The sequence below is a fragment of the Streptomyces sp. NRRL F-5122 genome, from assembly GCF_001507435.1.
GTDB classification, from domain to species: domain Bacteria; phylum Actinomycetota; class Actinomycetes; order Streptomycetales; family Streptomycetaceae; genus Streptomyces; species Streptomyces lannensis.
On the sequence record NZ_LMWH01000238.1, the window covers coordinates 1 to 14125 of the forward strand.

The 14125-nt window shown below is 70.2% G+C and carries 15 protein-coding genes and 1 tRNA gene; 3 read left to right on the forward strand and 13 right to left on the reverse strand.

All coding sequences use genetic code 11. The annotated features are described in order from the left end of the window. The first annotated feature begins 75 nt into the window (after positions 1-75). Entirely contained in the window at positions 76-2301 is a 2226-nt protein-coding gene (locus ADL25_RS25025) for a glycosyltransferase family 39 protein (protein ID WP_059130078.1), read from the forward strand. Between the two features lie 246 nt (positions 2302-2547). Next, positions 2548-3318, forward strand: coding sequence for a TetR/AcrR family transcriptional regulator (locus ADL25_RS25030; RefSeq protein WP_059130079.1), 771 nt, complete (start codon positions 2548-2550; stop codon positions 3316-3318). A 25-nt stretch (positions 3319-3343) separates the two neighbouring features. On the opposite strand, the gene ADL25_RS25035 is transcribed toward ADL25_RS25030, so the two are convergent. The 4 genes from ADL25_RS25035 to ADL25_RS25050 form a co-directional block, all read right to left on the reverse strand. Further along, positions 3344-3817, reverse strand: coding sequence for a PPOX class F420-dependent oxidoreductase (locus tag ADL25_RS25035; RefSeq protein WP_059130080.1), 474 nt, complete (start codon positions 3815-3817; stop codon positions 3344-3346). 49 nt (positions 3818-3866) lie between these two features. After that, complete coding sequence (locus ADL25_RS25040) at positions 3867-4688, reverse strand: YceI family protein (protein WP_059130081.1); 822 nt, start codon at positions 4686-4688, stop codon at positions 3867-3869. 107 nt (positions 4689-4795) lie between these two features. Next, positions 4796-7324, reverse strand: coding sequence for an MFS transporter (locus ADL25_RS25045; protein ID WP_107116700.1), 2529 nt, complete (start codon positions 7322-7324; stop codon positions 4796-4798). A gap of 22 nt (positions 7325-7346) precedes the next feature. Continuing rightward, positions 7347-7850, reverse strand: a complete 504-nt coding sequence (locus ADL25_RS25050) for a MarR family winged helix-turn-helix transcriptional regulator (protein WP_059130082.1) — start codon at positions 7848-7850, stop codon at positions 7347-7349. 255 nt (positions 7851-8105) lie between these two features. Here ADL25_RS25050 and ADL25_RS25055 point away from each other — a divergent pair, with 255 nt between their 5' ends. Beyond that, positions 8106-8300 carry a hypothetical protein gene (locus ADL25_RS25055; RefSeq protein WP_059130083.1) on the forward strand — a complete coding sequence of 65 codons (195 nt, stop codon included), beginning with the start codon at positions 8106-8108 and terminating at the stop codon, positions 8298-8300. Between the two features lie 50 nt (positions 8301-8350). Here ADL25_RS25055 and ADL25_RS25060 read toward each other — a convergent pair whose 3' ends face one another. The 9 genes from ADL25_RS25060 to ADL25_RS25095 all read right to left on the reverse strand — a co-directional run bounded on the left by ADL25_RS25060 (position 8351) and on the right by ADL25_RS25095 (position 13962). Further along, the gene (locus ADL25_RS25060) at positions 8351-9073 is read right to left on the reverse strand and encodes a hypothetical protein (RefSeq protein WP_059130084.1); all 723 of its coding nucleotides are present in this window, start codon (positions 9071-9073) and stop codon (positions 8351-8353) included. Between the two features lie 86 nt (positions 9074-9159). Beyond that, positions 9160-10074: an RNA polymerase sigma factor SigF gene (locus tag ADL25_RS25065; RefSeq protein ID WP_059130085.1), complete on the reverse strand. Its 915-nt coding sequence runs from the start codon at positions 10072-10074 to the stop codon at positions 9160-9162. 247 nt (positions 10075-10321) lie between these two features. Continuing rightward, positions 10322-11236, reverse strand: a complete 915-nt coding sequence (locus ADL25_RS25070) for an RNA polymerase sigma factor SigF (RefSeq protein ID WP_059130086.1) — start codon at positions 11234-11236, stop codon at positions 10322-10324. Positions 11237-11418: 182 nt separating this feature from the next. Next, positions 11419-11712 (reverse strand): Dabb family protein, encoded by a 294-nt coding sequence (locus tag ADL25_RS25075; protein WP_059130087.1) that lies wholly within the window; start codon positions 11710-11712, stop codon positions 11419-11421. Between the two features lie 46 nt (positions 11713-11758). Continuing rightward, positions 11759-11935: a hypothetical protein gene (locus tag ADL25_RS49850; protein WP_181923097.1), complete on the reverse strand. Its 177-nt coding sequence runs from the start codon at positions 11933-11935 to the stop codon at positions 11759-11761. Positions 11936-12088: 153 nt separating this feature from the next. After that, a complete protein-coding gene (locus ADL25_RS25080) occupies positions 12089-12481 on the reverse strand; it encodes an ANTAR domain-containing protein (RefSeq protein WP_059130088.1) in 393 nt (130 codons plus the stop codon). A 300-nt stretch (positions 12482-12781) separates the two neighbouring features. Further along, positions 12782-12866, reverse strand: a tRNA-Ser gene (locus ADL25_RS25085). Between the two features lie 67 nt (positions 12867-12933). Next, entirely contained in the window at positions 12934-13362 is a 429-nt protein-coding gene (gene tadA / locus ADL25_RS25090; protein ID WP_059130157.1) for a tRNA adenosine(34) deaminase TadA, read from the reverse strand. Between the two features lie 66 nt (positions 13363-13428). Then, positions 13429-13962 carry a hypothetical protein gene (locus ADL25_RS25095; protein ID WP_059130089.1) on the reverse strand — a complete coding sequence of 178 codons (534 nt, stop codon included), beginning with the start codon at positions 13960-13962 and terminating at the stop codon, positions 13429-13431. Positions 13963-14125 lie beyond the last annotated feature (163 nt).

Genomic DNA, 14125 nt, shown 5'->3' on the forward strand with positions numbered 1-14125 from the left:
ACGGTCGGCAGACCACTGAAAGCCACACCTCACACCCCCGGATGCCCCAACCCTACGAATGGCTGGACCAAACCGATGACCAAGGTAAGGACCACTGACCACGACCGCCCCCGTCACCCGGGGAGCGCCGGGCCCGCCGCGTGGGGGCCGCCGGCCGCGCCCGGCCCGACGGACGCGCCCGCTCCCGGCTCCGGGGTCGGCGAGCCGAAGGGGCCCCTGGTCCGCAGGCTCTGGCGCGGCCGGCCCGAGGACCCGCGCTGGGCGCGCCCCGCGCTCCTCGGCCTGCTGCTCGCCACCGCGCTGCTGTACCTGTACAACCTGAGCGCCTCGGGCTACGCCAACTCCTTCTACTCGGCGGCGGCCCAGGCAGGCAGCACGTCTTGGAAGGCGTTCTTCTTCGGCTCGTTGGACGCGGGCAACGCGATCACCGTCGACAAGCCTCCGGCGGCGCTGTGGCCGATGGCCCTGTCGGTGCGGATCTTCGGCCTCCACTCGTGGGCGATCCTCGCTCCCGAGGTCGTCATGGGCGTCCTGACCGTGGCCGTCGTGTACGCGGCCGTCCGGCGCAGGTTCAGCCCTGCGGCCGGGCTGATCTCGGGCGCCGTGCTCGTGCTCACCCCCGTCGGGGCGCTGATGTTCCGCTTCAACAACCCGGACGCGCTGCTCGCACTGCTGATGGCGCTGACGGTCCACTTCGTCATCCGCGCTCTGGAGGACGGCCGCACCAAGTGGCTGGTGTGGGCGGGCGTGGCGGTCGGCTTCGCCTTCCTGACGAAGACCCTGCAGGCCTTCCTGATCCTGCCCGCGCTGGCCCTCGTGTACGGCGTCTGCGCGCCCGTGCGGCTGAGGAAACGGCTCGTGCAGCTGGCTCTCGCGACCGTCGCGCTGGTCGTCTCGGGCGGTTGGTGGGTCGCGATCGTCGAGCTGTGGCCGGCGGCCTCACGCCCGTACATCGGCGGCTCGCAGAACAACTCCTTCCTGGAGCTGACTTTCGGCTACAACGGATTCGGCCGCATCAACGGCGACGAGACCGGCAGTGTCGGGGGCATGGGTGGCGGCAGCGGCGGGCAGTGGGGGACCACGGGCTGGGACCGGATGTTCAACTCCGAGATCGGCGGCCAGATCTCCTGGCTGCTGCCGGCCGCGCTGATCCTGTTCGTCGCGGGCCTGGTGCTCACCAGGAAGGCCGGGCGGACGGACCTGGCTCGCGGTTCGTTCCTCGCCTGGGGCGGCTCGCTGCTCATGACGGTGGTCGTCTTCAGCTACATGGCGGGCATCTTCCACCAGTACTACACCGTTGCACTGGCTCCCTACGTGGCCGCTCTCGTGGGCATGGGCGTCACGGTCCTGTGGGAGGAGCGGTCGAGGACGTGGGCGTCGCTCACACTCGCCGCGGCCGCCACCGCCACCGCCGCCTGGGGGTATGTGCTCCTCGACCGCACGCCCGACTACCTGCCGTGGATGAAGTGGTTCGTCCTCGTCGGAGGTCTGACCGGCGCCCTCGGTCTGATCTTTGTGACCCGGCTCGGGCGGCAACTCGCCCTCGCGGCCGTGGGCCTGAGCTTCGTGACCTCGATCGCGGGGCCGACGGCGTACACCCTCAGCACGGTGAACCAGGGCCACACCGGTTCGATCGTCACGGCCGGTCCGGCGGGCGCGAGCAGGGTGGGCGGCCCGGGCGGTGGTGGTTTGCGCGGTGGCTTCGGCGGACTCCCCGGCCAGAGCCGGCAGAACGGCAACGGCGAGGCCCAGGGCCGGAACGGCGGGCGCGGCTTCGGGCAGGGCGGCGGCTTCGGCGGGTTGCCCGGCGCAGGCATGCCGGGCGGGAACGGCCAGAACGGCCCGACCCCGCAGGGCAATCAGCAGGGCGGCTTCCCCGGCGGTGGCACGGGCGAGGGCGGTATGCGCGGCGGCCGCGGTCCCGGCGGTCTGCTCGACGGGGCGAACGTCGGTTCCGAGGCGAAGAAGCTGCTGGAGAACGATGCCGGGAACTACACCTGGGTGGCCGCGTCCATCGGCTCCCAGAACGCCGCGAGCTACCAGCTCGCCACCGGTCACGCGGTGATGGCGATCGGCGGCTTCAACGGCAGTGACCCGGCTCCGACTTTGGCCCAGTTCCAGAAGTACGTGGCCCAGGGCCGGATCCACTACTTCATCGCCGGAGGGGGGTTCGGCGGCGGTGACCGGACCGGCGGGTCCGACGCCGGCTCGCAGATCAGCTCATGGGTGGAGAAGAACTTCAAGAAGGTGACGGTGGGTTCGTCAACCTTCTACGACCTCACCCGGAAGTCCGCAGGCTGACGGAGGTGTCCCAAAGCGGTGGCCCGGGCATGCGTGCCCGGGTCACCGCTCCTGTGTGCGGGCACACCACCCGTGCCGATCGGGCGCCGGTGGCACGGGATTTGTCGCGTGGGCCGCGACGGGAAGGCTCGCTGGGGCTGCCCGGGATCCCGGCCGCGGGACGGGAAGCGGCGAGGTGTCATGGTCCCGCGCGGCCGCCGGGCGCCTAGCATCGTGAGCAGGTCGAAGTGTCGAGAAAGGTACGCCATGGTGAAGGCAGCCCAGCGGGCGGAGCGTCCGGCGCGTACCAGCGTCTGGCTGGAGGGCAAGGCGCCGCGGGGCGGAGGCTCGCGCGGCGGTCACCCCTCGGGCCTGGACCGCGACCGGATCACGGAGGTGACCGTACGCCTGCTGGACGCTGAGGGGCTGCCGAAGTTCTCCATGCGCCGTCTGGCCGCCGAACTGAACGTGACGGCGATGTCGGTCTACTGGTACGTGGACACCAAGGACGACCTGCTGGAGCTGGCCCTGGACGCGGCCTACGGCGAGATGCGGCTGCCCGCGGGCGACTCGGGCGAGGACTGGCGCGACCAACTGCGGGCGCTCGCCGCCGAGTACCGGGCTCTGCTGGTGCGCCACCCCTGGCTGTCGCCGCTGGCCGGCACCTTCCTCAACATCGGCCCGCACGCGGTCGCCTTCTCGCTCGCCGTGCAGCGGGTGATCCGGCTGACCGGGCTGCCCGCACACGGTCAGATGGGCGCGATCGCGGCCGTCTTCCAGTTCGTGTACGGCTTCGGCACGATCGAGGGCCGCTTCATCGAACGCTGCGCGGTGGCCGGGCTGAGCCAGGACGACTACTTCCGCCACGCCATGAGCGCGGTGACGGAGAGCCCCGACCTGACCGAGGTCGTGCACCACGCCGCGGACCTCATGGAGGCCCGCGGCGGCGACACGGTGGAGGAGATGCGCGAACGGGACTTCACGTTCGCGCTGGAGACGCTGATCGCGGGGATCGAGGCGATGATCGTACGAGGCTGATCCCCGCCGGGCGCCCGGGGAGCGGTCAGTCCTCCGACGGCACCAGGCGCGCCGGGAAGCCGCCCGTCGCCACCGGACCCCAGCGCACCGGGGTGACCCGGATGATCGACTTGCCCTGCTTGACCATGGCCTCGCGATACTCGTCCCAGTCCGGGTGCTCGCCCGCGATGTTGCGGTAGTACTCGACGAGCGGTTCGACGGAGTCCGGCGTGTCGATGACCTCGGCCGTGCCGTCGATCTGGACCCACGGCCCGCTCCAGTCGTCACTGAGCACGATCAGGCTGACGCGCTCGTCCCGCTTGGCGTTGCGGGTCTTTGCGCGCTCCGGGTACGTGGAGACCACGATCCGCCCGGAGTCGTCGACCCCGCAGGTCAGCGGCGAGCCCTGGGGGCTGCCGTCGGCGCGCCGCGTCAGCAGGATGGCGTGGTGGCGGGGCCGTACGAAGTCCAGCAGCTCGTCCAGGGTCACGCCGGTGTTCGTCGCGATGTTCGGTGCCATGGGGGCAGCCTAGGGGCAGACCTGCCGGATCAGGGTGACCCTGCTGTGCCTACGCCTGCGGCAGCGAGTCGCCCCGCACCGCCTGGATGTCCAGTTCGACCTTGAGCGTCGTACCGACCAGGGCGACGCCCGCCTGGACCACCTGGTTGAAGTTCATCGCGAAGTCCTCCCTGCGCAGTTCCGTCGTCGCGCGGAAGGCCGCTCGGGTCCCGCCCCACGGGTCGGAGCCGGTGCTGAGATAGACCAGGTCCAGGTCGACCGGGCGTACGACACCGCGCAGGGCCAGCTCGCCGTGGACCGTCCAGCGGTCGGAGCCCGCGTCGGTCAGGCCGGTCGAGCGATACACGATCTCCGGGTACGTGTCGGTGTCGAGGAAGTCGTCCGACCGCAGATGGGCGTCGCGCATGCCGTTGCCGGTGGTGATGGACGCGGAGCGGATGACCGCCTCGACCCGGGACTTCGCCACGTCGTCCGGGGCGATCTCGATACGCCCGGCGAACTCGGTGAAGCGGCCGTGCACGCTGGAGATCCCCAGGTGCTGGGCGACCGCGGCCACGGAAGAGTGCGCCGGGTCGATGGTCCACGGTCCCGGCGGCGGCAGCTCGGTGCCGCCCTGACGGGCCAGCGTCACCGTGCCGACCTCGGCCCGGCCGCTCGCCGTGACGATCGCGCTGGACGCCGCGGGCGCGTACCCGACCGCGGTGACGATCACCGTGTAGGCACCGGGGGCCAGCGCGGTCGCGTCCCGTACGACCCCGTCCGTGTCCGCCTCGGCGCGCACGACCTGGGTACCGGTCATGTCGGTCACGGTGACGACCGCGTGCGAGACGGCCCATCCGTCCCGCGTACGGATCCGTGCGGTCAGTCCCATCGTGTGGTCTCCCTCTAAATCCTTGAATATCCCCGTAGAACGCTCAAAAAAATCCGGCTCGTGGGGCGCACCTCGTGCTCACGGTGCGCCCCACGAGCCGGTGCCGACTACTCGCCCGGGTGGGCCAGTTCGATGTCGTGGTCGTCGACGCCGCGGCCGTGCACCGTGACCGCCGTCGCCTGCGGCGGGTAGCCCGTCGCGATGACCGTGTACTCGCCGCTGTTCAGGTCGGTGAAGGCGTACGCCCCGTCCGCGCCGGTCATGGACGTGCCGACCACGTTGCCCGCCGCGTCCACCAGCGTCACGCGGGCGTCGGCGAGGGGTCCGTGCGGGGCCCGTACGACACCCTGCACCTGGGCGCCGGAGTCGAGGTCGATCTCGATCCTGGTGACCCCGGTGGCGCCGACCTCCACGGGCAGTGCCCGCGGCCGGTGCCCCGCGGCGTTCACCGCGAGGGTCACGGAGCCGGGCACGAGCTCGGCGAAGGAGAACTCGCCCTGTTCGCCGGTGGCGGCGGTGGCCAGCAGGTCACCGCGGACGTCCGTGACGATGACCATCGCGTCCTTGACCGGCAGCCCGGTCTCGGCGGCCCGCACGACACCGCTCAGGCCGCTGGTACCGCTGAGCAGGATGTCGAACGACACCGGCTCCTCGTGTACGACGACCGTCGAGGCCTGCGGCTGGAAGCCGTCGGCGGAGGCGATCAGGACATAGCTGCCGGAGCCCGGCGCGTCCACGGCGTAGGAACCGTCGGCACCCGCGACCGACCGGCCGAGCTGCCGGCCCCCGAGGGAGATCAGCGTGACGGCGGCCCGCGCGACCGGGGCGCTCTCGGCTCCGCGGACGAAGCCGCGGACCGGTACGCCACCGACCTCGCCGGCGGACGTGGGCGGGGCCAGTGTGGCGACCGCGGACAGCCTCTGTGCGCCGTCGGGAGCGGCCTCCGTGCTCGACACCGCCCAGCTCGGGACCGCCTCCTCGACGGGAGCGGCAGCCGCGGCCGCGGCCACGGGGGCCTCCTCGGCCTCGGCCTCGGCCGCGGCGGCCGCCGCCTGCGCCAGACCGCCCCTGGTCCGCAGCGGGACCTCCTTGATGAACAGGGTGATCACAAGGGCGAGGAACGCCAGGCAGGCGGCGATCAGGAAGACGTCAGCGATGGCGTGGCCGTACGCGCTCTCGATGACCGTGCGCAGCGGCTTGGGCAGCCTCCCCAGGTCCGGGATGGCGCCGTCGGAGCCCGCCTTGGCAGCGAGTCGTGCGTACTTGGGGCTCAGGTCGTCCAGGCCGTCCCGGACGTAGTCGGTGATCCGGTGGGCCATGATCGCGCCGAGCGCGGAGACGCCCATCGCACCGCCGAGGGAGCGGAAGAAGGTGACCGTGGAACTGGCCGAACCGAGGTCCTGGGGCTCCACCTGGTTCTGGGTGGACAGCACCAGGTTCTGCATCATCATGCCGATGCCGAGGCCCATCAGCGCCATGAACACGGCCATCTTCCAGTACGCCGTGTCGTAGCGGATGGTGCCCAGCAGACCGAGGCCGGCCGTGACGAGCACACCACCGCTGACCAGCCAGGCCTTCCACTTGCCCGTCTTGGTGATGACCTGACCGGAGACGGTGGAGGAGACGAACAGGCCGCCGATCATCGGGATGGTGAGCACGCCGGACATGGTCGGGGACTTGTCCCGTGCCAGCTGGAAGTACTGGGCGAAGAACACCGTTCCGGTGAACATCGCGACGCCGACGAAGAGCGAGGCGAGCGACGACAGGGTGATGGTGCGGTTGCGGAACAGGCGCAGCGGAATGATCGGCTCCGCGGCCCGGGACTCGACGAGGATGAAGATCAGTCCGAGGACGATCGCGCCGGCCACCATGGTGTAGGTCTGCCACGACACCCAGTCGTACTTGTCACCGGCGAAGGTGACCCAGACCAGCAGCAGGCAGACGGCGGCGGAGATGAAGAACGCGCCGGCCCAGTCGACCTTGACGTCCCGCTTGACCACGGGCAGGTGAAGGGTCTTTTGGAGCACGATCAGTGCGATGACGGCGAAGGGGACGCCGACGTAGAAGCACCAGCGCCAGCCGAGCCACGAGGTGTCGGTGATGACACCGCCGATCAGCGGGCCGCCGACGGTCGCGACGGCGAAGGTCGCTCCGAGGTAGCCGGAGTAGCGACCGCGCTCGCGCGGGGAGATCATCGCGGCCATGACGATCTGCGCCAGTGCGGACAGACCGCCGACGCCGACGCCCTGGACGACTCGGCAGGCGATGAGCATGCCGGGGTTCTGCGACAGACCCGCGGCCATCGAGCCGAGTACGTAGACGATCAGGGCTATCTGGACGAGCGCCTTCTTGCTGAACAGGTCCGCGAGCTTGCCCCACAGCGGGGTGGTCGCGGTCATGGCCAGCAGGGAGGCCGTGATGACCCAGGTGTAGGCCGACTGGCCTCCGCCGAGGTCGCCGATGATGTGCGGCAGCGCGTTGGAGACGATCGTGGACGACAGGATCGCCACGAACATGCCGAGCAGCAGCCCGGACAGGGCCTCCATGATCTGCCGGTGCGTCATCGGAGTGCCGTCCGGGAGGCCTCCCCCGTGCTTGGCGTGGGCCCGCACACCGGCTGGTGTGGTCGTTGCCATGGGCTTCCTTTTCTTCCGTTCTTTATGCGGGTGTACGGGTGGTCTGGTCTGCAACCGATCGCGTCGCCGGCGCGAGCTGCACCAGCCGGGGGGCTGAGCGACAGTCGCCGAAGCTGGCCCGCAGCCGCGCCATCAGCTGGATGAGCAGGTCGACGTCGTCCTGCGACCAGTCGCTCAGCCGTTCGGCGAGCAGTTCGGTGGTCCGCCGGGACAACTCGTCGAGCTGGATCCGGCCGGGGACCGTCAGGCGCAGGATGCGGGAGCGCTTGTCCGCGGGATCGGGGGAGCGCTCGATCCAGCCGCGGTCCGCGACCTGCGCGACATGGCGGCTCGTGACGGAGATGTCGACGGCGAGCAACTCCGCGAGCTTGCTCATGCGCATGTCCCCGTAGCGGCCGAGCAGTGTCAGTACGGCGGCGGAGCCGCCCGGGCAGTCGGGCGGCAGGATCCGCCCCATGTCCCTCGTCACGGCACCGATGGCGCCGAGCTGACGCGCCAGCTCTTCGTATTGCGCTCGCTCGGCCATCACCCCTCCCAGTATCGTTGCTTAGGGCAACCATAAATCGGTTGGTTGCCGCAGGCAAACTAAATCGGAGCTCCTGGGCTAAAAACTTGGCAAAGGCAAGTATTGGCGATCGTAAACCCCCAGGTGGACCGCGTGGGCCCGGCCGGCCCTGACAGTGGTCGCACAGTGAGGTCACAGTCCCCTCACCGGGCCGACGAGTGGCAGAAGGGCACCCGCACTTGGGCAGCCTCCGCGTTTTCGCTAGGGTCTCGGGCCATGGCTAACACCCAGGGCCCCCAGGGCAACTACGACCCCTCCGGCAACACGCAGATGTTCCGTGCGTTCGTCGACGAGGCCCCGCAGGACCGGCACCAGGCGGCCGTCTCGTCAGGGCCGCGCGTCGGTCTGATCGTGGGCGTCATCGCCGTCGTGGTGATCGTCGCCGCGGTTGCCTGGCTGGCGCTTAAGTAGCACGAGCAGGGCGAAGCCCTGCTCCGCTTCCACCTTCACTTCCACTGGCTTCACTTCCACTGGACGGACACGTCCCGCGTCTCGATGTGCATGCCCAGCGGCACACGCCACGCGTCGACGCAGACCGTCCAGGTCTTCTTCGTCGACGCCCCGGCGGCGATCGGCGACGGCAGCGTGCCCGTGGACTCCACCGTCGCCCAGTCGATCCCGAGCGCGCCGACGATGTGCGTGCCGAAGGCGACCGTGCCCGAACGCACCGCGCTGCCCCCGGTGTTGCGCAGCGAGAGGGTGACCTTCTCGCACCAGCGACGGTCCGTGGGCTCCCGTACGGGTGCACCCACGCTCAGCGCCGTCGGTCCACCGGGCGTAGCAGGCGCGGCGGTTGCCGTCGGTGTCGGCGAACCCGCCTTCGCGGGTGGGGAGTCGGGGGTTCGGGACGCGGGTGCGGTGCTGTCGGGGGCGTCCTCCGGAGCACGGGTGGCCGCGGGAGACGGCTGTGGCGCGACCGAGGCGCCGGCCTCGGCGGGCGGGTGCCGCCGTCCTCTCTCCTGGCGGTTCTCCGCCGCCTCCAGCGGCACCAGCGTCACATCTCCCGTCGGCGCCACCGCGGCACCGGAGACGACCGGGGTACCGCCCGCGGGCCCGACCGCGACGAATCCGCCGCCGGCCGGGCCGCCCGCGCACGCGGCCGGAATGCCGACCAGACACACGACGGTCGCCGAGGCACCGAGCAGAGCCCCTCGACGACCCCGCCACCACGTCGCTCGAAGCATCGCGCCAGTGTGGCTGACGGCCCGTCAATTAGGAACCCTCGGGCGGACGGGCCGTCCCCGGGCACTGGCCCGGGGCTCCCCGCGGCTCAGTCCGAGATGAGGCCCTCCCGCAGCTGCGCGAGCGTGCGGGTCAGCAGCCGCGAGACGTGCATCTGCGAGATCCCGACCTCCTCGCCGATCTGCGACTGCGTCATGTTCGCAAAGAAGCGCAGCATGATGATCCGCCGCTCACGGGGCGGAAGCTTGGCCAGCAGCGGCTTGAGGGACTCGCGGTACTCCACGCCCTCCAGGGCCGAGTCCTCGTAGCCGAGGCGGTCCGCGAGGGAGCCCTCGCCGCCGTCGTCCTCGGGGGCCGGGGAGTCCAGCGAGGACGCCGTGTAGGCGTTGCCCACGGCGAGGCCGTCGACCACGTCCTCCTCCGACACGCCCAGCACGGCGGCGAGTTCGGTGACCGTCGGGGAGCGGTCCAGCTTCTGCGAGAGCTCGTCGCTGGCCTTGGTGAGGGCCAGGCGCAGCTCCTGGAGGCGGCGCGGCACACGCACCGACCAGGACGTGTCCCGGAAGAAGCGCTTGATCTCGCCCACGACCGTCGGCATCGCGAAGGTCGGGAACTCCACGCCGCGCTCGCAGTCGAAGCGGTCGATCGCCTTGATCAGCCCGATCGTGCCGACCTGGACGATGTCCTCCATCGGCTCGTTGCGGCTGCGGAAGCGGGCGGCCGCGTACCGCACGAGCGGGAGGTTCAGCTCGATGAGCGTGTCCCGGACGTAGGCGCGCTCCGGGCTGTGCTCGTCGAGGGTGGCGAGTCGCAGGAAGAGGGAGCGGGACAGGGTGCGGGTGTCGATGGCCTCGTGGGCGGAGGGGACGTCCTGGGCCTCGGGGACCGGAACGGTCTCGGCGCTCGGGAGGTCCTGAGGGGCCTGAAGGTCCTGAAGCACATCGGGCGCGGAGTCGCTCTGCATGAGCGTGAGCACCTTCGAGCTGCCCTGGTCTGCGGACATGCCACCCCCTTTGGGTCGCGGGACGGTCGCGGCGGACGCTCCCGTCGTCGGGAACGCAGCCTCCACCTGAATACCGGCCACGAGGCTGCGGCAAACGCGCTTGGGGAAGAATGTCACATGTCGGCAACGCGCTGTAGTGACATGTCGACATGCAAGATGCGAAAGCGCCCTGGTTGAAGGTCTTCTGATGGCCTTTCAGCGGGGATCGACGGGGAAGAGGCCTTGCGGGAGGATTCGCTCTCGCGGATTAGGCATCGATCCTGTTTGCGGATCTGAGTCGTGCAAAACTCCTGGCGAGGAGTCTTGACACATGCATCTGGGAGACCCCCAGCTCCGCGCTGATCTGTGACTGGGTCAGATTGCTGTAGTAGCGCAGCAGCAGGATCCGCTGCTCCCGCTCGGGCAGCTGTACGAGCAGATGCCGGACGAGGTCGCGATGCTCGACCCCGTCGAGAGCGGGGTCCTCGTAGCCGAGCCGGTCGAGAAGTCCCGGCAGTCCGTCACCCTCCTGGGCGGCCTCCAGTGAGGTCGCGTGGTAGGAGCGTCCGGCCTCGATGCAGGACGTCACCTCCTCCTCCGTGATGCGCAGCCGCTCGGCGATCTCCGCGGTGGTGGGGGAGCGACCGAACGTCGTCGTCAGGTCCTCGGTCGCGCTGTTGACCTGCACCCACAGCTCGTGCAGCCGGCGCGGGACGTGGACCGTGCGGACGTTGTCGCGGAAGTAGCGCTTGATCTCGCCCACGACGGTGGGCATCGCGAAGGTCGGGAACTGCACGCCCCGCTCGGGGTCGAAGCGGTCGATGGCGTTGATCAGGCCGATGGTGCCGACCTGGACCACGTCCTCCATCGGCTCGTTGCGGGAGCGGAAGCGCGCGGCGGCGTAGCGCACGAGCGGGAGGTTCGCCTCGATGAGCGCCCCGCGCACACGATGGTGTTCCGGCGTGCCCGGTTCCAGGTCCTTGAGCTCGGCGAAGAGCATCTGGGTGAGGGCCCGGGTGTCGGCCCCGCGGCGCTTCTGCTCCGTGGCGGGCGGTGTGGATTCCTCCGGTGTGGTGTCGTCGGTCGTGGTGGATTCCTGGGGCGGGCCGGCAGCAGGGGCCGGAGCCTCGTCCTGGGGTGGCGCGGTACTGGCCGACACGGTCAACGCCACCTCTTCATCCATCCACGCATCCGTCAATTCGCCGTCAAAAGCGGTCATAGCATCACAAGAAATGGACACTGTGTGCAAGCACCGCATAACTCCGTGTTGAGGGAGAGTTGGGGCACATCACGCAGAAAAGCCCCCCGCCGTTTCCGGTGGGGGGCTCTGCGGTGGTGTCGCCCTGAATCAGTGGGCGGTATCGCTCAGATTTCGTAGTCGGCCATCACCCAAGTGGCGAACTCGCGCCAGAGCGCGACGCCCTCCTGGTGTGCCGGGTGCTCAAGATAGCGGCGCAGCGCGTCCGTGTCGTCGACCGCCGAGTTGATCGCGAAGTCGTAGGCGATGGGCCGGTCGGTGATGTTCCAGGCGCACTCCCAGAAGCGCAGTTCGTCGATCACGTCGCCGAGGCTTTCGAAGGCGCGTACGCCCTCCACGACGCGCGGGTCGTCCCGCCGGACGCCTTCGTTGAGCTTGAAGAGGACCAGATGCCGGATCACGGGCGCTCCCAGGGTGGCGACGGTGGCCGCCCGGGCCCCGGAAGCCTCACTGGGCCCCGTTGGCGATCCACGTCATGAAGTGGCCGATGGCCCTGGCGGCATTCGAAATGCCCTCGAACCCTATCTGGACGTAGTCGGCGGCCCTGGCCGGATCGGTGATGATCACGTAGAGCACGAAGACCACGACCGCGTACAGCGCGATCTTCTTTCCCGGTACCGCCACCGAGGCCTCCCCCGTCTCCTCCGCCCCGCGGGGCCCGTTCGCCGGCGGCGAGTCTAACGCGGCCAGGTGTTCGGGTCTCGCAAAAGATCACGCATCCACCAGGTCCTCACGCGGTTCCTCCCCGCCCGGTGCTCCGCGGCGCGGTCGCCGGTCTCAGGTGGCGGGCGGTCCGTCGTCGGCCGCCGTGATCCCAGGAGTCCGGTGCGCGGACGAACAGGACTGGTAGCGGGCCAGTGCGCGCCGCAGTTCGTGCAGTTCGGCGTCCGGCAGGGTGCCGCCCTGGGCGAACTTCAACACGTCCTCCGCGACGACGCGCAGTTTCGTGTTGGTGCGCTGCGAGACGTCCCGCAGGGCGCGCCACGCCTCCTCGGGAGGGACCTGCCCCAGGACCACCAGGACGCCGATGGCCTGGTCGATGACGGCACGCGAGGACAGGGCGCGCTGGAGCTGTTCGTTCTCCGCCTGGAGTCGTTCGTGCTCCATGGCGAGGTCGGTGACGGACAGCAGCTCCAGAGGGCGGTGCCTGGAGACCGCGAAGAACGCCATGGGATCACCTGGTCGACGGGGGCAAGGTCTTCCTACTGCTACCCGCCCCGCATGGAAATAGTTGTCATGAGACAACGTTCACTGTGCGGTCGTCGACGGGCTCACGTCGAAGGGGCCGGCAGCCGGGCACGGCAAGGAGGGCGGCCCTGCGGTGATGCGGCGAAGAAGGTCTGAGTCGGCCGAGCAGGCAGTACAGGGCTGCCGTGGTGATGGAGTGCTCGATCGGTCGGCCGGGACGGAAACCGGGACCGGGGATGCACGAAGGGTCCGGCTCGTCGAGCCGGACCCTTCGTCCATCTGCGGTAGCGGAGGGATTTGAACCCTCGGTGACTTGCGCCACACTCGCTTTCGAGGCGAGCTCCTTCGGCCGCTCGGACACGCTACCGAGGGAGACCTTACCCCAAGGTGGGCTGTGGTCAGAAATCCATATCCGGGGGCATCCGGCGCGGGACTCAGCGGCTTCTGAAGAAGTCCGTGAGCATGCGGGCGCACTCGTCCGCGAGCACGCCGTCGATGACCTCGGGGCGGTGGTTGAGACGCCGGTCGCGCACCAGGTCCCACAGCGACCCGGCGGCGCCGGCCTTCTCGTCGCGTGCGCCGTAGACCAGGCGGTCCACCCGGGACTGCTGCACCGCGCCGGCGCACATCGTGCAGGGCTCCAGCGTCACGACCAGCGTGCAGCCGGGCAGCCGCCACTCGCCGAGCACCGCGGCGGCCCGGCGGAGCGCGAGTATCTCCGCGTGAGCCGACGGATCGCCCGTCGCCTCGCGCTCGTTGTGGCCGCGGCCGATCACCGAGCCGTCCGCGGACAGCACGACGGCGCCGACCGGCACGTCACCGCCCGCGACGGCCAGGCCGGCCTGGTCCAGGGCGAGCCGCATCGCGGCCCGCCAGCGGTCGCGCACCGGATCGGGGGCCGGCGTCCCGTCCTCGGTCACTCGGTGCGCCTAGCGGACGGTCTCCAGGACGTCCGAGGCGCCGAGGGCGTCGGCGATCGAGCTCAGCGCGTCCTCGGCGTCCAGGATGCGCAGCTCCTTCTCGTCGACGCCGAGGTCGTCGAGGATCTCGCTGTCACCCACGGGGCCGTGCGGCACAGCGAGGTCCGCGACCGCCGTTTCCTCGTCGTCGGCGTCCTCGGGCTCACCGTCCTCCGTACCGTCGAGGTCGAGGGAGTCCAGGTCGGCGACGTCGTCACCGGGCTCCCTTCCGAGCAGCTCGTCGGTGAGCAGGATCTCGCCGTACGAGCTGCGGGCCGCGGCCGCGGCGTCCGAAACGTAGATACGAGGGTCGTCCTCGCCGTCCACGCGGACTACGCCGAACCACGCGTCCTCCTGCTCGATGAGTACGAGCACCGTGTCCTCGTCGACCGAGGCTTCGCGGGCCAGGTCGGTCAGATCCGACAGGGTTTCCACATCGTCGAGCTCTGTGTCGCTCGCTTCCCACCCGTCTTCGGTGCGCGCGAGCAGTGCGGCGAAGTACACCGTGACTCTCCCACTGGTCATAGGCGTGCCGGTTGGGGTTCCCCCCGGCGGAGGTTGCGGGCGGGGAGTGCTGCTCCGAGCCCCGCCCACTCGGAATCGTGGCAGAAACAAGGCGCTCAGGGGACGTCTTCGGCTCCCTGTGTCTGGCCGTTTTGATCGCGGA